The following is a 19118-nucleotide window of genomic DNA, read 5'->3' as shown; positions in this document are numbered from 1 at the left end:
GCGGGCTGTACCGCCCTGCCCCACCAGAATCAAATACGCCGAGCGGCGTAACGCTTGAGCATGCTCGGAACATCGAGAATCAGCGCGATCCGACCGTCACCGGTGATGGTCGCACCCGACATGCCCGGGGTTCCCTGCAGCATTTTGCCCAAAGGCTTGATGACCACTTCTTCCTGGCCAACCAGTTGATCGACGACAAAGCCGATACGCTGGGTGCCCACGGAGAGAATCACCACATGGCCTTCGCGCTGCTCTTCATGGGCAGCCGAAGCAACCAGCCAGCGCTTGAGGTAGAACAGCGGCAACGCCTTGTCCCGCACGATCACCACTTCCTGGCCGTCCACCACGTTGGTGCGCGACAGGTCGAGGTGGAAGATCTCGTTGACGTTGACCAGCGGGAAGGCGAACGCCTGGTTGCCCAGCATCACCATCAGGGTCGGCATGATCGCCAGGGTCAACGGCACCTTGATGACGATCTTGGAACCCTGGCCCTTGGTCGAGTAGATGTTGATCGAACCGTTGAGCTGGCTGATCTTGGTCTTCACCACGTCCATGCCCACGCCACGGCCCGACACGTCGGAGATCTCGGTCTTGGTCGAAAAGCCAGGGGCGAAGATCAGGTTGTAGCACTCAGTGTCGGTGAGGCGGTCGGCGGCGTCCTTGTCCATCACGCCACGCTTGACCGCGATATTGCGCAGAATGGTCGGGTCCATGCCCTTGCCGTCATCGGTGATCGACAGCAGGATGTGGTCGCCTTCCTGCTCCGCCGCCAGGATCACCTTGCCGCCACGGGACTTGCCCGAGGCTTCGCGTTCTTCCGGGGTTTCGACACCGTGGTCGACAGCGTTGCGCACCAAGTGGACCAGCGGGTCGGCCAGGGCCTCGACAAGGTTTTTGTCGAGGTCGGTTTCTTCACCCACCAGTTCCAGGTTGATCTCTTTCTTCAGCTGGCGCGCGAGGTCGCGAACCAGGCGCGGGAAGCGGCCGAAGACTTTCTTGATCGGTTGCATCCGCGTTTTCATCACCGCGGTTTGCAGGTCGGCGGTGACCACGTCGAGGTTCGACACGGCCTTCTGCATGGCTTCATCGCCGCTGCTCAGGCCCAGGCGCACCAGGCGGTTACGCACCAGTACCAGTTCGCCGACCATGTTCATGATGTCGTCCAGCCGCGCGGTATCGACCCGTACGGTGGTTTCGGCTTCACTGGCCGGTTTTTCCGCGACCGGTGCGGCGGCGGCACGCGCTGGCGCCGGGGCAGCAGCCGGCGCAGGCGCAGGCTTGGCGGCTGGCGCGGCGGCGGCTTTGGCGGCAACCGGTGCCGCCGTGGCCGCAGCGGCGGCTGGGGCTGGGGCGACTTCGGTGAACTTGCCCTTGCCGTGCAGATCGTCCAGCAGCGCTTCGAATTCGTGATCGGAGATCAACCCATCGTCCGCCGGCTTGGCACCGGCAGCCGGTGCTGCGGCTGTAGCGGCGACTGCCGGCAAGGCGTCGGCCGCGAAGGTGCCCTTGCCATGCAATTGGTCGAGCAACGCTTCGAATTCGTCGTCAGTGATGTCGGTGCTGGCAGGCGCGGCAGGCGCATCCGCAGCAGCGGCGGCAGGGGCCACGGCATCAGCCGCGAACTGGCCTTTGCCGTGCAATTGGTCGAGCAAAGACTCGAACTCAGCGTCGGTAATGTCTTCGCTGCTCGGCGCGGCAGCCGGGGCAACGGCTGCCGGCGCTTCGGCCTCGGCCTTGACGGCGCTGAGGGAGCTGAGCAGTTGCTCGAACTCGCTGTCCGTCACATCCGCTTCAGGCTCCGCCACCGGTTCCGGTGCGGCTTCGACCACCGGCGCTGCCGAGGTGTCGGCCGGCTCTGCGTAGCGCGCCAGGGCGGCCAGCAGTTCCGGAGTGGCTGCGGTGATCGGGGCACGCTCGCGAACTTCGCTGAACATGCCGTTGACCGCATCCAGTGCTTCGAGAATCACGTCCATCAACTCCGAATCAACGTGACGCTCACCCTTGCGCAGGATGTCGAACACGTTCTCGGCGATGTGGCAGCACTCCACCAGCTCATGGAGCTGGAGGAAGCCGGCGCCCCCTTTTACAGTATGAAAACCGCGAAAAATTGCATTGAGCAGGTTCGCATCATCCGGGCGGCTTTCCAGCTCGACCAGTTGTTCGGACAGTTGCTCTAAAATTTCGCCGGCCTCTACAAGGAAATCCTGAAGGATCTCTTCATCGGCGCCGAAGCTCATGTGGGTGCTCCTTAGAAGCCTAAACTGGATAACAGGTCATCTACGTCATCCTGACCTGACACAACGTCTTCACGTTTATCGGCATGAATCTGCGGACCTTCACCCTTGGCGAGATGTTTTTGTGGATCTTTTTCAGAGAGGATCGCTTCGCGGTCATGTTCGATGCCGGCAAAACGGTCGACCTGGCCGGCCATGAGTACCAATTTGAGCAGGTTGCTTTCCACTTCGGTGACCAACTGGGTCACACGCTTGATCACCTGACCGGTCAGGTCCTGGTAATCCTGGGCGAGCAGAATGTCATTGAGGTTGCTGGAAACCGTGCGGTTTTCCTGCTCGCTGCGTGACAAAAACCCTTCAACCCGACGGGCCAGCTCACGAAACTCTTCTGCACCGACTTCACGGCGCATGAAGCGGCCCCAGTCAACGCTCAGGGCCTGGGCTTCCGTGGCCATGCCGTTAACCAGAGGCGTGGCGTTTTCCACCAGGTCCATGGTGCGGTTGGCCGCCGCCTCGGTCAGCCTGACCACATAGGACAGGCGTTCGGTGGCGTCGGTGATCTGCGAAATCTCTTCGGCCTGGGGCATGTGCGGGTCAATCTGGAAATTGACGATCGCACTGTGCAGCTCGCGTGTGAGCTTGCCCACTTCCTGGTACAGGCCGCGGTCACGGGTCTGGTTAAGCTCATGGATTAACTGCACAGCGTCGCCGAAATGGCCTTTTTCAAGGCTGTCGACCAACTGGTGAGCATGCTTTTTCAGGGTCGACTCAAAGTCGCCCTGTGACGTTTCTTTATGCTCCATAGCTCCCCCGCGATGGCATTAGCCGTGGATGCGTTCGAAGATCTTTTCGATCTTCTCTTTCAAGGCCTGTGCAGTGAATGGTTTGACTACGTAACCGTTGACCCCGGCCTGGGCGGCTTCGATGATCTGTTCACGCTTGGCTTCGGCGGTCACCATCAACACGGGGAGGCTGCGCAATTTTTCGTCGGCACGCACGTGGCGCAACAAGTCGATACCGGTCATGCCCGGCATGTTCCAGTCCGTTACCAGAAAGTCGATGCTCCCGCTGTTGAGGATCGGAATCGCCGTAAGGCCGTCATCCGCCTCGACCGTGTTTGTGAACCCAAGGTCACGCAACAGGTTTTTTATGATCCGCCGCATCGTTGAGAAGTCATCAACGATGAGGATTTTCATGTTCTTGTCCAATTCGACCTCCAAGCAGTCTTAAACGCGCCCAGCACCTGGACGCGCCATTTCAATCAACAGGCATTACACAAAAAGGACTGCCGGGGGCACCACGGCCCGAGCCCGCGAAGGCCTATCACCTTCGCGGTATCGCGTTGCAATGCTCCCCCACACTGCCTGTCAGCGCGCTCGCCACTCTCCCAAACGCCCCCGCAAGCGGGCGGCGCACTGGCTGTGCAACTGGCTGACACGCGATTCGCTGACCCCCAGGACCTCACCGATTTCCTTGAGGTTCAGCTCTTCGTCGTAGTACAGCGCCAACACCAACCGCTCGCGCTCCGGCAAGTTGGCAATGGCGTCCGCCAACGCCCCCTGGAAACGCTCATCTTCCAGGTCACGCGACGGCTCCATATGAGCGCTCGCGCCGTCCTCATGCAGCCCTTCGTGTTCGCCGTCCTGCAACAGGTCGTCGAAACTGAACAGGCGGCTGCCCAAGGTATCGTTCAAAATCCCGTAATAATCGTCGAGACTCAATTGGAGTTCGGCCGCAACTTCGTGATCTTTAGCGTCGCGACCGGTTTTTGCTTCAATTGCACGAATTGCGTCACTGACCATGCGGGTATTTCGGTGCACCGAACGCGGCGCCCAGTCACCCTTGCGCACCTCGTCGAGCATCGCGCCACGGATGCGGATCCCCGCATAAGTCTCGAAGCTCGCGCCCTTGCTCGCGTCGTACTTGGTCGACACTTCGAGCAGGCCGATCATGCCCGCCTGGATCAGGTCTTCGACCTGGACGCTGGCGGGCAGGCGTGCCAACAGGTGATAGGCAATGCGCTTGACCAGCGGCGCATAGCGCTCGATCAATTCGCCCTGGCTGTCACGGGCAGATTTCTTGTACACGTTATAGCCGTTCGCTGTCATAGCACCGGTCCCGCACTCGTCTGATGCACCAATCGCTCGACGAAAAACTCCAGATGCCCCCGAGGGTTGGCGGGCAACGGCCAGGTATCGACCTTCTGGGCAATAGCCTTGAACGCCAATGCGCATTTGGAACGAGGGAACGCTTCGTAGACTGCACGCTGCTTTTGCACAGCCTTGCGCACACACTCGTCGTAAGGAACCGCACCGACGTATTGTAAGGCGACATCGAGAAAGCGATCCGTGACCTTGGTCAACTTGGCGAACAGGTTGCGACCTTCCTGCGGGCTCTGGGCCATGTTGGCCAAGACGCGGAAGCGGTTCATGCCGTAGTCACGGTTAAGCAGTTTGATCAGGGCGTAGGCGTCGGTGATCGAGGTGGGTTCATCGCAGACCACCAGCAAGACTTCCTGCGCCGCGCGCACGAAGCTGACCACGGACTCGCCGATCCCGGCGGCGGTGTCGATCACCAGCACGTCGAGGTTGTCGCCGATGTCACTGAATGCCTGGATCAGGCCGGCATGCTGCGCCGGGCTCAGGTGCACCATGCTCTGGGTGCCGGAGGCGGCCGGCACGATGCGGATCCCGCCAGGGCCCTGGAGCAGCACGTCGCGCAGCTCACAGCGCCCCTCGATCACATCGGCAAGCGTGTGTTTGGGCGTCAGCCCCAGCAGAACGTCGACGTTCGCCAGCCCCAGGTCAGCATCCAGCAGCATGACGCGACGGCCAAGCTCTGCCAGGGCCAGGGACAAATTCACTGACACGTTAGTTTTCCCGACGCCACCTTTGCCGCCGGTCACCGCGATCACCTGTACGGGATGCATGCTGCCCATTTTATTTCTTTACCTTGTCTTGCTTAGACGCAGGCTACATGGCTTGGCCGCGTGAATCGCTTGCAGACCATCGATGTAGGTACATTTCACGGTGTTCATCACGCCTCAACCCACCCGTTTTGCCGGGTTGTGATAGAGGTCGGCGAACATGTCGGCCATCGCTTCCTCGCTAGGCTCTTCTTGCATTTGCACGCTGACGGCGCGGCTGACCAACTGATGACGGCGCGGCAGATGCAAATCATCCGGGATCCGCGGCCCGTCGGTCAGGTAGGCAACCGGTAGTTCATGGCTGATAGCCAGGCTCAACACTTCGCCCAGGCTGGCGGTTTCATCCAGTTTAGTCAGGATGCAACCGGCCAAACCGCAACGCTTGTAGCTGTGGTACGCAGCGGTAAGAACCTGTTTCTGGCTGGTGGTTGCAAGCACCAGGTAATTTTTCGACTTGATGCCACGCCCGGCCAGGCTTTCCAGCTGCATGCGCAATGCCGGATCGCTGGCTTGCAGGCCAGCGGTGTCGATCAGCACTACGCGTTTGCGCAGCAACGGGTCGAGCGCGTTGGCCAGGGATTGGCCCGGGTCGACGTGGGTGACCGGCACATTGAGGATACGGCCCAAGGTCTTGAGCTGTTCCTGGGCGCCGATGCGGTAGCTGTCCATGCTCACCAGCGCGATGTTATTCGCGCCGTACTTGAGCACATAGCGCGCCGCCAGCTTGGCGAGGGTGGTGGTCTTGCCCATGCCGGCAGGGCCGACCATGGCGATCACACCGCCCTCTTCCAGGGGTTCGATTTCCGGGGTGGCGATCATCCGCGCCAGGTGGGCCAGCAACATGCGCCAGGCCTGGCGAGGCTCTTCGATTTCGGTGGTCAGGGCCAGCAGGTCACGGGACAGCGGGCCGGACAGGCCAATGCGTTGCAGGCGGCGCCAGAGGTTGGCCTGGTGCGGTTTGCTGCCTTGCAGCTGGGTCCAGGCCAGCGAGCCCAGCTGCACTTCCAGCAGCTCGCGCAGGCCGTTGAGTTCAAAACGCATCGAGTCGAATACACGCTGATCGACTGCGGCGGCCGGGGCTGGCGCGGCAGGACGCGGCGGTTCGATGAACGTTGGCTCAACCAGCGGTTCGGCGGCGGTCAGCGGCAGGCCGGCGAACAATTGGCGGTTGGTGGTGGCATCGCTGTCGCCACGCATGCTCAGTTCGGCCTGGGCCGAGACGATGCGCGAAGCGGTCTTGCGCAGTTCGTCTTCGAGTTCCATGTTCGGCACACGCGGCGCCAATGCCGAGGGGGTGTAATCCAGGGCAGCCGTCAGCTCGACACCGCCGGCAATACGACGGTTACCGATAATCGCAGCATCGGCACCCAGCTCATCGCGGACCAGTTTCATGGCCTGACGCATATCGGCGGCGAAAAAACGCTTAACTTGCATAACCCACTACCCTCAGCCGTTGGGCCCTACTGTCGCGACGATAGTCACTTGCTTGTTGTCAGGAATTTCCTGATAAGCCAAAACGTGCAAATTCGGTACTGCCAGACGTCCAAACCGCGACAACATCGCCCGGACCGGGCCTGCCACCAGCAGAATCACCGGTTGGCCCTGCATTTCCTGGCGCTGTGCGGCGTCGATCAACGAACGCTGCAGTTTCTCAGCCATGCTTGGCTCCAGCAGAACGCCCTCTTCCTGGCCTTGTCCTGCCTTCTGAATACTATTGAGCAATATCTGTTCCAACCTTGGTTCCAAGGTGATCACAGGCAGCTCGGAGTCAAGCCCTACAATGCTTTGCACGATTGCGCGGGACAATCCGACACGCACCGCCGCCACCAGCGCGGCAGTATCTTGACTCTTGGCGGCATTGTTGGCGATGGCCTCGGCAATGCTGCGAATGTCGCGTACGGGCACCTGTTCGGCCAGCAGCGCCTGCAGCACCTTGAGCAGTTGCGACAACGACAGCACGCCCGGCACCAGCTCTTCTGCCAGTTTTGGCGAAGCCTTGCCCAGCAAGCCCATCAATTGCTGGACTTCTTCGTGGCCGATCAGCTCGTGGGAGTGCTTGTACAGAATCTGATTGAGGTGAGTGGCAACCACGGTACTGGCGTCCACCACGGTGTAGCCCAGGGACTGCGCCTGGCTGCGCTGGCTGATTTCGATCCACACCGCGTCCAGGCCAAAAGCCGGATCTTTGGCGGTAATGCCGTTGAGGCTGCCGAATACCTGGCCGGGGTTGATTGCCAGCTCGCGGTCCGGGTAGATCTCGGCTTCGGCCAGGATCACGCCCATCAGGGTCAGGCGGTAGGCACTGGGTGCCAGGTCGAGGTTGTCGCGGATATGCACGGTGGGCATCAGGAAGCCCAGGTCCTGGGACAGCTTCTTGCGCACGCCCTTGATCCGCGCGAGCAACTGGCCACCCTGGTTGCGGTCGACCAGCGGAATCAAGCGGTAGCCGACTTCCAGGCCAATCATGTCGATTGGCGTCACGTCGTCCCAGCCCAACTCCTTGGTTTCCTGGGCGCGGGCCGGCGATGGCAACAGTTCCTGCTGGCGCGCAACTTCTTGCAGGGCTTGGACCTTGACCGCGTTTTGCTTCTTCCAGAACAGGTAGGCACCACCGCCCGCCATGGCCGCCATGCTCAGGAACGACACATGGGGCATGCCAGGCACGATCCCCATGATCGCCATGATGCCCGCCGCCACGGCCAGCGCCTTGGGCGAAGCAAACATCTGGCGGCTGATTTGCTTGCCCATGTCTTCGGAGCCCGACGCACGGGTCACCATGATGGCGGCAGCTGTAGATAACAACAGTGATGGCAATTGCGCCACTAAACCGTCACCGATGGTCAGCAAGGCGTACACCTTGCCCGCATCGCCGAAGGTCATGCCGTGCTGGAAGATACCGACCGCCATGCCGCCGATCAGGTTGATGAACAGGATCAGCAGGCCGGCGATGGCGTCACCGCGCACGAATTTGCTGGCACCGTCCATGGAACCGTAGAACTCGGCTTCCTGGGCGACTTCCAAACGGCGGGTCTTGGCCTGGTTCTGGTCGATCAGGCCGGCGTTGAGGTCGGCGTCGATAGCCATCTGCTTGCCGGGCATCGCGTCGAGGGTAAAACGTGCGCTCACCTCGGAAATCCGCCCGGCGCCCTTGGTTACCACGACAAAGTTGATGATCATCAGGATGGCGAACACCACGATACCGACCACGTAGTTACCGCCGATCACCACCTCACCGAAGGCCTGGATCACCTTACCGGCAGCCGCGTGGCCATCTTGACCGTGGAGCATTACCACTCGGGTGGACGCCACGTTCAGCGCGAGCCGCAGCAGGGTCGCCACCAGCAGAATCGTCGGGAATACCGCGAAATCCAGCGGCCGCAGGGCGTAGACACACACCAGCAGCACCACGACGGAGAGGGCGATGTTGAAAGTGAAGAACACGTCCAACAAGAACGGCGGCATCGGCAACATCATCATTGCCAGCATGACCAGCAACAACAACGGCACACCCAGATTGCCCCGCGAGAGGTCAGTCAGGGTGCCACGGGCCGTGCTGAACATTTGAGAGCGATCCACCACCGGTATTCCTCGTTTCCTTGAAGCAAACTTTTGACGCCGGAAGGCGTCCTGGAGGCGGTATTGCAAGAAGCCTTCCAACTTTGCTTTTGAGGGTGTGGATCGCTACAGGCGCCCAGGTTTTATTGGATGTACACGAAGCAAATGTGGGAGGGGGCTTGCCCCTTCCCACATTTGCTTCGGTGCAGGGGTGGCGCAGAGAGGGAAACATTCAAACGACCCAAACTGCTTTTTCTATAGGGCTTTTACGTTCTCGGCCTGGGGCCCTTTTTGGCCCTGGGTGACGCCAAACTCAACTTTTTGCCCTTCTAAAAGGGCCTTGAACCCGTCCCCAATGATCGCTGAATAGTGGACAAAAATATCCCCACTACCATCGTCGGGCGTAATAAAACCAAAACCCTTCTCCGCGTTAAACCACTTCACAGTACCCGTTGCCATTGCCGTTCTCCGAACACTTCAATTACGGACCTGCACAGGTGTCGTCAGATCAGTTTGACGTCGCATGCATAGATGCCATCCGGTCGATGAATCATCCGAAACGACACTTTCCGGCCCTCCAAAAGCATGTATCCACCCGAACTGCGCAGATCTACTGACACGTCATCCCCACCATCATCCGGCGCAATCGAGCCTTTACCGGTCTGTGGGTCATAAGCTTTGACTCTGCCTATAAACAACTGCATCACCTCACTTCCCGCGTCCTGTTGCGCAGTGCCTGAAGCAATAGAACCGAGAAAAGGTGATGCTGGCTACTGTCAAAGTTGACAGGTAGAGGGGATTTTTCGACGAGCGGCAGCACTGTAATTGCGTTAAAGATCAGGAATCGCGGCGCAATTCCGGCGGAATCGGCAAGTCCTTGAGGGGATCAGGGCGTTTGCCCTTGCCCGCGCGGTATTGGCGAATCTGATAGACATACGCCAACACCTGGGCCACGGCCAGGTACAACCCTGCGGGGATTTCCTGGTCGAGGTCGGTGGAGTAGAAGATCGACCGCGCCAGTTCCGGTGACTCCAGCAACAGGATGTCGTGGGCCACCGCAATTTCACGGATTTTCAGGGCAGTGAAGTCGCTGCCCTTGGCCAGCAACATCGGTGCGCCGCCCTTCTCCGGGTCGTATTTGAGCGCCACGGCGTAGTGGGTCGGGTTGGTGATGACGACATCGGCGTCGGGCACCGAAGCCATCATCTTGCGCTGGGACATTTCCCGCTGCAGTTGGCGGATGCGTTGCTTGACCTCGGGACGGCCTTCCTGGTCCTTGTGCTCGTCGCGCACTTCCTGCTTGGTCATCAGCAGTTTCTTGTGGCTTTCCCACAGCTGGATCGGCGCATCCACCGCCGCAATGATGATCAGCCCGGCGGCCATCCACAGCGCACTCCAGCCCACCACCTGCACGCTGTGGATGATGGCCGACTCCAGCGGCTCGTGGGCAATAAGCAGCAAGTCGTCGATGTCGGACGACAACACCATCAGCGCGACAAACAGAATCAGGATGAACTTGGCCAGGGCCTTGAGCAGCTCCACCAGGGCCTTGGCGGAAAACATGCGCTTGAGCCCTGCCCCGGGGTTCATGCGGCTGAACTTGGGCGCCATGCTGCCGGCGGCGAACAGCCAGCCACCGAGGGCGACCGGACCGATCAGCGCGGCCAGCAGCAAGGTGATCAAGATGGGCTGCACCGCCAATATTGCGATTTTGCCCGAGTGCAGCAGGTATTGGCCCATGGAGCCGGGGTTGAGCAACACATCGCGCGGCAAGGTGAAGTTGTGCTTCATCAGCTCCATCAGGTCCAGCGCCAGGCCACCGCCATAGATCAGCAAGGCACCGGCACCGGCCATCATGGTCGCAACGGTGTTGAGTTCCTTGGAGCGAGCAATCTCGCCCTTTTCCCTGGAGTCCTTTTTACGTTTCTCCGTGGGGTCTTCTGTTTTGTCCTGACCACTCTCGCTCTCGGCCATGGCTCAGCGCGCCCGTGCCAGATCACGTAAGAACTGCAAGGCGTCGGTCGCCAGCGGTTGATACTGATTGAGAATGTCAGCCATGCCGACCCAGAAAATCCCCATGCCCAGCACCAGGGTCAGGGGGAAACCAATCGAGAAGATGTTCAGCTGTGGCGCCGCGCGAGTCATGACGCCAAAAGCGATGTTGACCACCAGCAACGCCGTGATCGCCGGCAGCACCAGCAACAGCGAGGCACCGAGCACCCAACTGAGGCGTCCCACCAGCTCCCAGAAATGATTGACCACCAGCCCCGACCCCACCGGCAAGGTGGTGAAGCTTTCGGTCAGCACCTCGAACACAACCAGATGGCCGTTCATTGCCAGAAACAGCAAGGTCACCAGCATGGTCAGGAACTGCCCGATCACCGCCGCCGACACGCCGTTGGTGGGGTCGACCATGGACGCGAAACCCATGCCCATCTGGATCGAGATAATTTGCCCGGCGATCACGAACGCCTGGAAAAACAGTTGCAGCGAGAAGCCCAGCAGCGAGCCGATCAGGATCTGCTCGGCGATCAGCATCAGGGCACTGAGGTCGAGTGCATTGACGGGCGGCATTGGCGGCAGGCCCGGCACCAACACCACGGTGATCGCCACCGCGAAATACAGGCGGATACGGCGCGGTACCAGGGTGGTACCGAACACCGGCATGCTCATCAGCACCGCCGTCACGCGAAACAACGGCAGGATGAAAGAGGCCACCCACGTGCTGATCTGGGTGTCGGTCAATGCCAGCAAAGACTGCATCGGGTCAGCCGATCAACTGCGGAATACTGCCGTACAGCTGCAGGATGTATTCCATGAAGGTCTGTACCAACCAGGGGCCGGCGACGATCAGCGTGATCAGCATCACCAGCAGGCGCGGCAGGAAGCTCAAGGTCTGTTCGTTGATCTGGGTCGCGGCCTGGAACATCGCCACCAGCAGGCCCACCAACAGGCTCGGCACCACCAGCACGGCAACCATCATGGTGGTCAGCCATAGCGCTTCACGGAACAGGTCGACGGCGACTTCTGGGGTCATGGCGCTATACGCCTCCGAAACTGCTGGCCAGGGTGCCGATAATCAGCGCCCAGCCGTCCACCAGCACAAACAGCATGATCTTGAATGGCAATGAAATAATCAGCGGCGACAGCATCATCATACCCATGGCCATCAGCACGCTCGCCACCACCAGGTCGATGATCAGGAACGGGATAAAGATCATGAAGCCGATCTGGAACGCCGTCTTCAGTTCCGAGGTGACGAACGCCGGCACCAGGATGGTCAGCGGCGCCTGGTCCGGGGTCGCGATGTCGGTGCGCTTGGACAGCCGCATGAACAGCTCAAGGTCGCTGGAGCGCGTCTGCGACAGCATGAAGTCCTTGATCGGGCCCTGGGCCTTGTCGATCGCATCCTGGGCGGTCATTTTCTCTGCCAGGTACGGCTGCAGGGCTTGCTGGTTCACCTTGTCGAACACCGGCGCCATGATGAACAGCGTCAAGAACAAGGCCATGCCGGTGAGGATCTGGTTCGACGGCGTCTGCTGCAAGCCCAGGGCCTGACGCAGGATCGAGAACACGATGATGATCCGCGTGAAACTGGTCATCAGCATGACAAACGCCGGGATAAAACTCAGCGCGGTCATGATCAGCAGGATCTGCAGGCTGACCGAATACTCCTGGGCCCCCGCCGCGTTGGTACCCAGCGTAATCGCCGGGATCGACAACGGGTCGGCGCCAAACGCCAACGGCGCGGCCAGCAACAGCATGAGCGTCAATAAAACGCGCATTACTTCTTATCCTTCTGATCCTTGCCCAGCAACTCCATCAGGCGCTGGGCGAATTCTGGCGTGGCAGGCTGGGACTGGGTGGTTTGCACCGGGGTCTTGAGCACGTGCAGCGGGGTGATTCGGCCAGGGGTAATGCCCAGCAGTATCTGTTCCTCGCCCACTTGCACCAGCACCAGCCGATCACGCGGGCCGAGGGCGCGCGAGCCGATCATTTCGATGACCTGGGCATTGCCCGGGCCGATGTTCTGCACGCGACGCATCAGCCAGGCCAACACGAAGATCAAGCCGACCACCAGCAACAGGCCCAGCACCAGCTGGGTGAGTTGCCCGCCAACGCTGCCGCCGACCGGCGCAGCGGCAGCTTGAGCCACCGGCTCCGCCGCCCACGCCGCCAATGGCAACGCGGCTAACAGTCCCACCATCAGCCGTTTCATATCAGCGCAACTTCTTGATGCGTTCGCTTGGGCTGATCACGTCGGTCAGGCGGATGCCGAACTTTTCGTTGACCACCACCACTTCGCCGTGGGCGATCAGGGTGCCGTTGACCAGCACGTCCAGCGGCTCACCGGCCAGGCGATCCAGCTCGATCACCGAGCCCTGGTTGAGTTGCAGCAGGTTGCGGATGTTGATGTCGGTGCTGCCCACTTCCATGGAGATCGACACCGGGATGTCGAGGATCACGTCCAGGTTCGGCCCATCGAGGGTCACCGGGTCGTGGTTCTTCGGCACGCTGCCAAATTCTTCCATGGGCAAACGGTTACCCGCTGGCGCAGTGGCGGCGTCGGCGGCCAGCAGTGCGTCGATATCGTCCTGGCCAACATCGCCGGTTTCTTCCAGGGCCGCAGCCCATTCGTCAGCCAGGGCCTGGTCTTCGGCGGAAGTGTTTTCGTGTTCGGTAGCCATTACATGTCCTCGGCGGAGCAAACATTCATAAATAGGGGCGCATCAATAGGTGTGGCTAGCGACGATTGATCGGCTCAACCACTTGCAAAGCGAGGTTGCCCTTGTGGGAACCGAGCTTGACCTTGAACGACGGCACGCCGTTGGCGCGCATGATCATTTCGTCCGGCAATTCGACCGGGATAATGTCCCCCGGCTGCATGTGCAAAATATCCCGCAGGCGCAACTGGCGACGGGCCACGGTGGCGCTCAGCGGCACGTCGACGTCCAGCAGGTCTTCGCGCAGGGCCTTGACCCAGCGTTCGTCCTGGTCATCGAGGTCGGACTGGAAGCCGGCGTCGAGCATCTCGCGTACCGGCTCGATCATCGAGTACGGCATGGTCACGTGCAGGTCGCCGCCACCGCCATCGAGTTCGATGTGGAACGTGGACACCACAATGGCCTCGCTCGGCCCGACGATGTTGGCCATGGCCGGGTTCACTTCCGAGTTGATGTACTCGAAATTGACTTCCATGATCGCCTGCCAGGCTTCCTTCAAGTCAATGAAGGCCTGTTCCAGCACCATGCGCACCACGCGCAACTCGGTGGGGGTGAATTCACGGCCTTCGATCTTGGCGTGACGGCCGTCACCGCCGAAGAAGTTGTCCACCAGCTTGAACACCAGCTTGGCGTCGAGGATGAACAGCGCGGTACCGCGCAGTGGCTTGATCTTGACCAGGTTGAGGCTGGTGGGTACGTACAGCGAGTGCACGTACTCGCCGAACTTCATCACCTGCACACCGCCCACCGCCACGTCCGCCGAACGGCGCAGCATGTTGAACATGCTGATCCGGGTGTAACGGGCGAAACGTTCGTTGATCATCTCCAGGGTCGGCATGCGTCCACGGACGATGCGATCCTGGCTGGTCAGGTCATAACTTTTGACGCTGCCGGGCTCGGCAGCCATTTCGGTCTGTACCAGACCGTCGTCGACGCCATGCAACAGCGCGTCGATTTCATCCTGGGACAGCAGGTCCTGCACGGCCATGTGGTGATCCTACTGCAATACGAAATTAGTGAAGAGCGCCTGCTCGATCACGACTTTGCCGAGCTCCTTCTGGGCCACTTCCTGCACGCTGGCAGTGACCTTCTGGCGCAGCATTTCCTGGCCCACCGGGGTGGCCAGGGCGTCGAAACTCTGCCCGGAGAACAGCATCACCAGGTTATTGCGGATCACTGGCATGTGCTCCTTGAGAGCCTCCAGGTCCGCCGCATTCCGCGCCAGCAAGGTGATGCTCACTTGCAGGTAGCGTTGGCGACCGTTCTGGTTGAAGTTGGCGACAAAGGCCGGAAGCATCGGCTCGAAGATTGCCGGTTGCTTGACGTTACCGGCAGTTTCGGCGACAGGTGCCGGCTTGCTGGCACTGCTGTGCATGATGTACCAGGTGCCGCCTACAGAGGCACCGATGGCCAGGAGCAGGCCCACGACAATCATCAGGATAAGCTTGAGCTTGCCTTTGCCTGCCGGTGCGGGTGCTTTTGCTGCGTCGTCACTCTTCGCCATGCCAATAATCCGTCACTATTCGGGGATTCATAGATCTACGGAAAGGCAAGAGCAAGTGTTATGCCAGAGTTGTCTGGCAAGCGCCGAGGAAGGAACACCACAAATCAAATGTGGGAGGGGGCTTGCCCCCGATAGCGGTGTATCAGTCAACTGCTGTATGAACTGACACCCCCTCCCACATTTTGTCCTATGCCGGACTCACGTCAGGCGTAGTAATCGACGGCGCTGGAGCCGATCACCGTCGAAGTCACGGGCGCCACTGCTTCAGCCACATCAATGTGGTTGCCGCTGTCGCCGTTATCTCCACCGCGCCCGCCGCTACCGCTCACACCACGGGTCTGGGTCTGGGTCTGGGCCTGCTGTTGCTGCTGCTCCTGGCCACGGGACTGGTCGGACACGTTCACATCCACCTGCCCCATGCCCTGCTGGGCGAACATCTCGCGCAAGCGACCGGACTGGCTTTCCAGGGCTTCGCGCACCACCGGGTGGGCGCTCATGAAGTTGACCTGGGCCTGCTGGTCGGCGGTCATGTTGACCTTGATGTCCAGGCGACCGAGTTCAGCCGGCTGCAACTGGATCTCCGCCGATTTGAGGTTGGCGCTGGAGAGGTACATCACGCGGTTGACGATCTCGTCGGTCCAGCCGCTCTGGTGCATGGCCAGCGGCGCATTCGTCACCGGCGGCAAGGCATTCGCGGTTTTCGGCGTGGCCGCCTGGGTCAATGCGGCCAGGCGATTGGCGAAGTCATCGACGCGGGTGTCGCTGCTGGCCTCTTTCAAGTCCTTGAGGCCGCCTTCGATCAAGCCGCTGAAGGCCTTGTCGCCGCCCTGGCCAGTGCTGTCCTTGGTGGCTTGCTGGTCGACCATGGTCGCCAGGCCGGCGGCAAAGTTCTGTGCGGCGGTTGGCTGGTCCTGGGTAGTCGTCGGTGCGGTTTTGGCCGGCGCCTGGCTGCTGGCCGACACATGCCCGCCCTGCTCCATCGCCAGGCGTACGGCCGGCATGGCGTCCAGGGGATCGGCCTCGGGATCGAAGGCCGGCTTGGCTTCCTCGGTCGCGGCGATTGGCGCGGTAACCACCGGCGCCGCCTTGTCATCCTTGGCAGCGGCAACGGGTGCCGGGGTTTCCACCGGCACCGGCACCACCACCGGGGTGACCGTGGCAATCAATGCCGGATCGACCACCGGGTCCACCGGAGGCTGCTGCGCCAGGGCCGGATCGACGGGTGCCTCGTCATCCTTGCTGGCAGTGTCGTCGGACGCTGCCGGTGGCTTGGCAGGCAAGGTATTGCCGCTATCGGCAACCGCTGGCGTGCTGGCGGCAGGTTTGTCGTTGCCCGCCGCAGGCTTGGCGCTGGCATCGGCAGGCTTGTCCCGCGTGGGCTTGGCCGAGTTGTCATCGGCCTTGACCGTGGGCTTGGAACCTTGGCTGGCGAACACTTGAGCGAAGCCAGGGCCCTTGTCCCGTGGGTCCGCAGCCACTGCCGGAGGATTGACGGCAGGCGCTTGAGGCTTGGCCGCAGGGGCAGCCTGAAGAAGCGAATTCGGGGCGACTGGCATAGGTAAAGGTCTCCACTGCATGGGGATCGGGGATGCAGTATCAGGAGGTAGAGCAAGAGTCGGGCCAGGTTGATCATTCCCCACGCGCTGCGCGGGAACGATCATCAAATCTGAAACCGCTGCCGCTCCGATTCATACATCGGTTTCACCAACGCAAACTCGTGATCAATCTGATCGACCAACGCCCCCAGGTCTGCCGCCGCCTCAACCGACTCAGCCTCCAACCGCTGGCACAACTGCGCCAATCGCACCGCGCCAAGGTTGCCGCTGCTGCCCTTGAAACTATGCGCAATCCGGCCCAGCGCCTTGGCATCGTCCCGCGCCTGGCGCAAGGCTTCGATGCGCTTCTGGGAATCGTCGAGGAAGGTCGCGAGCAACTTGGGGTACTCGCCTTCCATGACTTCCTGCAAACCCGATAACACCGCCGGGTCCAGATGAATATCAACCACTTGCTCGCTCCTTGATCAAGAATCGGCGGATTATGCCAGAGCCCCCCAGCAAAACTCTACGCACACACTGCGCCCGCCATCGGACCAGCGCACCTCGCTGCTCAATTGGCGCACCAGGTTCAGGCCTCGGCCGGACAGCCGGTCGATGTCCTGCGGCCGGGCCAGCACTTGCTCCACGTCGAACCCTGGCCCGCTGTCTTCAAGGCGCAGGGTCATCTTGCCGCCCGCCTCGGTGGGCACCACCTGTACATGCACGCGCACATAACCACTGCTCAACTGGGCCAGGCGGTCATTGCGCTGACGGTAATACTCGGCAAAACCCTGGGCATCGCGCTTGAGCCGCGAGTCCAGGCCCAGCACACCATGTTCCAACGCATTGGAGTACAACTCGGCCATTACGCTGTAGAGCGCCCCGCTCTGCTCGCGCAGCCCCTGGATCTCCAGCAGCAGTTGCAACAGGTAGGGCAAGGGGTTGTAACGCTTGAGGGTTTCGGCACGAAATTCGAAACTCACCGACCAATCCAGCGGGCACGACTGGCCGCTGTCAGCATACAACGGCCCGGTCGCCCGCAGCGGCTGCCCGGGACCCAGCGTGATCTCCACCATGCTCACGTCATCGCGCGCCACGCCGCAAAAGGCCGCCAGGGCCTGCTCGATGTCGTCGAACAGGCGGTCGGGCTCACGGTTGGCGGCAAACACCTGCTGCAAGCGCTCGGCGCCAAACAGTTGGTCATTGGCGTCGGCGGTATCCAGCACCCCATCGGACAACAGGAACACCCGGTCACCCAGGGCCATCGGCCAGACTTCGGTGCAATCATCAAAGGCTGGCGCCGCCAGCACCCCCAACGGCAAATGCCGCGACTGCAACGGCGTGCGCTTGCCGCTGGCGACTTCATGCACATAGCCTTCGGGCATGCCGCCGTTCCACACCTCCACCACCCGCCGCTGCGTGCTCAGGCACAACAAGGTGGCGCAGCAGAACATGTCCACCGGCAGGATGCGTTTGAGCTTGGCATTCATCTCCCGCAGGATCTGCGCCAGGCCATAGCCCTTGGCGGTCATGCCGTAGAACACTTCAGCCAGGGGCATGGCGCCCACCGCTGCCGGCAGGCCATGGCCGGTGAAATCGCCGAGCAGTACGTGCATGTCACCCGACGGCGTGTACGCCGCCAGCAGCAGGTCGCCGTTGAACAGCGCATAGGGCGATTGCAGGTAGCGGATATTCGGCGCCGCGTTGATGCAGCCGGAGTGGGCGACTTTATCGAACACCGCCTTGGCCACCCGTTGCTCACGCAGCAGGTAGTCATGGTGCCTGGCGATCTGGTCACGCTGCTGCAACACCGTGGCTTGCAGGCGGCGCAGGCGATCCATGGCGTTGATCTTGGCCGCCAGGATCAGCTGGTTGTAGGGTTTGGGCAGGAAGTCATCGCCGCCGGCATCCAGGCATTCGGCCAGGGCGGCGCTTTCGCGCAAGGACGTGAGGAAGATGATGGGGACCAGCTCTTCCCCCGCCAACTGCTTGATCTGGCGCGCAGCACCAAAGCCATCCATCACCGGCATCAATGCGTCCATCAACACCAGTTGCGGACGCTCACGGGCGAACACTTCAACGGCTTCCTCGCCGTTGCTGGCGGTAATCACGTGGTGACCCTGGCGTCGCACGATGGTCGACAGCAACAGCAGATCGGCGGCGCTGTCTTCGGCGATCAGGATCGTCAGCGGCTCGACCGCGGGGGCCAGGGCGCTCAATTGATGTCGAACAATTTATCGAAGTTGGAGATGGCGAGGATCTTGCGCACATCGGAGTTGGTGTTGATCACCTGGACCTCCGCCTCCTCGCCACCGGCATGGTCCCGCAACAGCAGGAGCATGCCCAGGGCCGAACTGTCCATATAGGTGGTTTCTTTCAGGTCGACCACATACGAATCAGGCACCTTGTAGTAACGCTCGTAGGCGTCGCGAAACGCCTGGTGGCTGCCGAAATCGAACCGGCCCTTGATGGCGATCGTCAACTTCTTCCCGTCCAGGGATACTTCTGACTCGATTGACATGCGACTGCTTCCTTGTCATAGGCATAGACACAAGGTGTAGCAGGCGAATGGGATACCAGCAACACCGCAAGTCAAATGCGGGAGGGGGCTTGCTCCCGATAGCCGTGGATCAGTCAACA

The 19118-nt window shown here is 61.1% G+C and carries 20 protein-coding genes; all 20 read right to left on the bottom strand.

All coding sequences use genetic code 11. The features are described from left to right. Positions 1 to 29 precede the first annotated feature (29 nt). Positions 30 to 2237: a chemotaxis protein CheA gene (locus AB1462_RS11845; protein WP_315337923.1), complete on the bottom strand. Its 2208-nt coding sequence runs from the start codon at positions 2235 to 2237 to the stop codon at positions 30 to 32. Positions 2238 to 2248: 11 nt separating this feature from the next. Next, complete coding sequence (locus AB1462_RS11840) at positions 2249 to 3037, bottom strand: protein phosphatase CheZ (RefSeq protein ID WP_090399987.1); 789 nt, start codon at positions 3035 to 3037, stop codon at positions 2249 to 2251. Positions 3038 to 3055: 18 nt separating this feature from the next. Beyond that, positions 3056 to 3430, bottom strand: a complete 375-nt coding sequence (locus tag AB1462_RS11835) for a chemotaxis response regulator CheY (RefSeq protein ID WP_160385018.1) — start codon at positions 3428 to 3430, stop codon at positions 3056 to 3058. 171 nt (positions 3431 to 3601) lie between these two features. Beyond that, positions 3602 to 4342: an RNA polymerase sigma factor FliA gene (gene fliA / locus AB1462_RS11830; protein ID WP_090399989.1), complete on the bottom strand. Its 741-nt coding sequence runs from the start codon at positions 4340 to 4342 to the stop codon at positions 3602 to 3604. Then, on the bottom strand, positions 4339 to 5172 hold the full coding sequence (gene fleN, locus AB1462_RS11825) for a flagellar synthesis regulator FleN (RefSeq protein ID WP_003192912.1): 834 nt from the start codon (positions 5170 to 5172) through the stop codon (positions 4339 to 4341). The genes fliA and fleN overlap by 4 nt, the downstream gene beginning before the upstream one ends. A 105-nt stretch (positions 5173 to 5277) precedes the next feature. Then, the gene (flhF, locus tag AB1462_RS11820) at positions 5278 to 6594 is read right to left on the bottom strand and encodes a flagellar biosynthesis protein FlhF (protein WP_090399991.1); all 1317 of its coding nucleotides are present in this window, start codon (positions 6592 to 6594) and stop codon (positions 5278 to 5280) included. 12 nt (positions 6595 to 6606) lie between these two features. Beyond that, a complete protein-coding gene (gene flhA / locus AB1462_RS11815) occupies positions 6607 to 8736 on the bottom strand; it encodes a flagellar biosynthesis protein FlhA (protein WP_090409758.1) in 2130 nt (709 codons plus the stop codon). Between the two features lie 234 nt (positions 8737 to 8970). Further along, positions 8971 to 9174: a cold-shock protein gene (locus tag AB1462_RS11810; RefSeq protein WP_259193650.1), complete on the bottom strand. Its 204-nt coding sequence runs from the start codon at positions 9172 to 9174 to the stop codon at positions 8971 to 8973. Between the two features lie 378 nt (positions 9175 to 9552). Next, a complete protein-coding gene (gene flhB / locus AB1462_RS11805) occupies positions 9553 to 10689 on the bottom strand; it encodes a flagellar biosynthesis protein FlhB (protein ID WP_259193652.1) in 1137 nt (378 codons plus the stop codon). 3 nt (positions 10690 to 10692) lie between these two features. Then, the gene (gene fliR, locus AB1462_RS11800) at positions 10693 to 11478 is read right to left on the bottom strand and encodes a flagellar biosynthetic protein FliR (RefSeq protein ID WP_024076701.1); all 786 of its coding nucleotides are present in this window, start codon (positions 11476 to 11478) and stop codon (positions 10693 to 10695) included. Positions 11479 to 11482: 4 nt separating this feature from the next. Beyond that, positions 11483 to 11752 carry a flagellar biosynthesis protein FliQ gene (gene fliQ / locus AB1462_RS11795; protein ID WP_003214552.1) on the bottom strand — a complete coding sequence of 90 codons (270 nt, stop codon included), beginning with the start codon at positions 11750 to 11752 and terminating at the stop codon, positions 11483 to 11485. Between the two features lie 4 nt (positions 11753 to 11756). Continuing rightward, a complete protein-coding gene (gene fliP, locus AB1462_RS11790; protein WP_090399999.1) occupies positions 11757 to 12500 on the bottom strand; it encodes a flagellar type III secretion system pore protein FliP in 744 nt (247 codons plus the stop codon). Further along, positions 12500 to 12934 carry a flagellar biosynthetic protein FliO gene (gene fliO / locus AB1462_RS11785; protein WP_090400001.1) on the bottom strand — a complete coding sequence of 145 codons (435 nt, stop codon included), beginning with the start codon at positions 12932 to 12934 and terminating at the stop codon, positions 12500 to 12502. Before fliO ends, fliP begins: the two co-directional genes overlap by 1 nt. A 1-nt stretch (position 12935) precedes the next feature. Beyond that, on the bottom strand, positions 12936 to 13403 hold the full coding sequence (fliN, locus tag AB1462_RS11780) for a flagellar motor switch protein FliN (RefSeq protein WP_090400002.1): 468 nt from the start codon (positions 13401 to 13403) through the stop codon (positions 12936 to 12938). Positions 13404 to 13458: 55 nt separating this feature from the next. Beyond that, complete coding sequence (fliM, locus tag AB1462_RS11775) at positions 13459 to 14427, bottom strand: flagellar motor switch protein FliM (RefSeq protein WP_027603859.1); 969 nt, start codon at positions 14425 to 14427, stop codon at positions 13459 to 13461. A 9-nt stretch (positions 14428 to 14436) separates the two neighbouring features. Continuing rightward, positions 14437 to 14943, bottom strand: coding sequence for a flagellar basal body-associated protein FliL (gene fliL, locus AB1462_RS11770; protein ID WP_090400003.1), 507 nt, complete (start codon positions 14941 to 14943; stop codon positions 14437 to 14439). 203 nt (positions 14944 to 15146) lie between these two features. Then, the gene (locus AB1462_RS11765; RefSeq protein ID WP_367246761.1) at positions 15147 to 16499 is read right to left on the bottom strand and encodes a flagellar hook-length control protein FliK; all 1353 of its coding nucleotides are present in this window, start codon (positions 16497 to 16499) and stop codon (positions 15147 to 15149) included. Between the two features lie 104 nt (positions 16500 to 16603). Continuing rightward, a complete protein-coding gene (locus AB1462_RS11760) occupies positions 16604 to 16948 on the bottom strand; it encodes an Hpt domain-containing protein (protein WP_090400007.1) in 345 nt (114 codons plus the stop codon). Positions 16949 to 16978: 30 nt separating this feature from the next. Then, on the bottom strand, positions 16979 to 18697 hold the full coding sequence (locus AB1462_RS11755) for a SpoIIE family protein phosphatase (RefSeq protein WP_367246760.1): 1719 nt from the start codon (positions 18695 to 18697) through the stop codon (positions 16979 to 16981). After that, on the bottom strand, positions 18694 to 18999 hold the full coding sequence (locus AB1462_RS11750; protein ID WP_259193655.1) for an STAS domain-containing protein: 306 nt from the start codon (positions 18997 to 18999) through the stop codon (positions 18694 to 18696). The genes AB1462_RS11755 and AB1462_RS11750 overlap by 4 nt, the downstream gene beginning before the upstream one ends. Between the last annotated feature and the right edge of the window lie 119 nt (positions 19000 to 19118).

The sequence above is a fragment of the Pseudomonas sp. SB113 genome (assembly GCF_040754745.1).
Taxonomy (GTDB): Bacteria; Pseudomonadota; Gammaproteobacteria; order Pseudomonadales; family Pseudomonadaceae; genus Aquipseudomonas; species Aquipseudomonas grimontii.
This window is presented reverse-complemented; position numbering and strand designations above follow the sequence as displayed.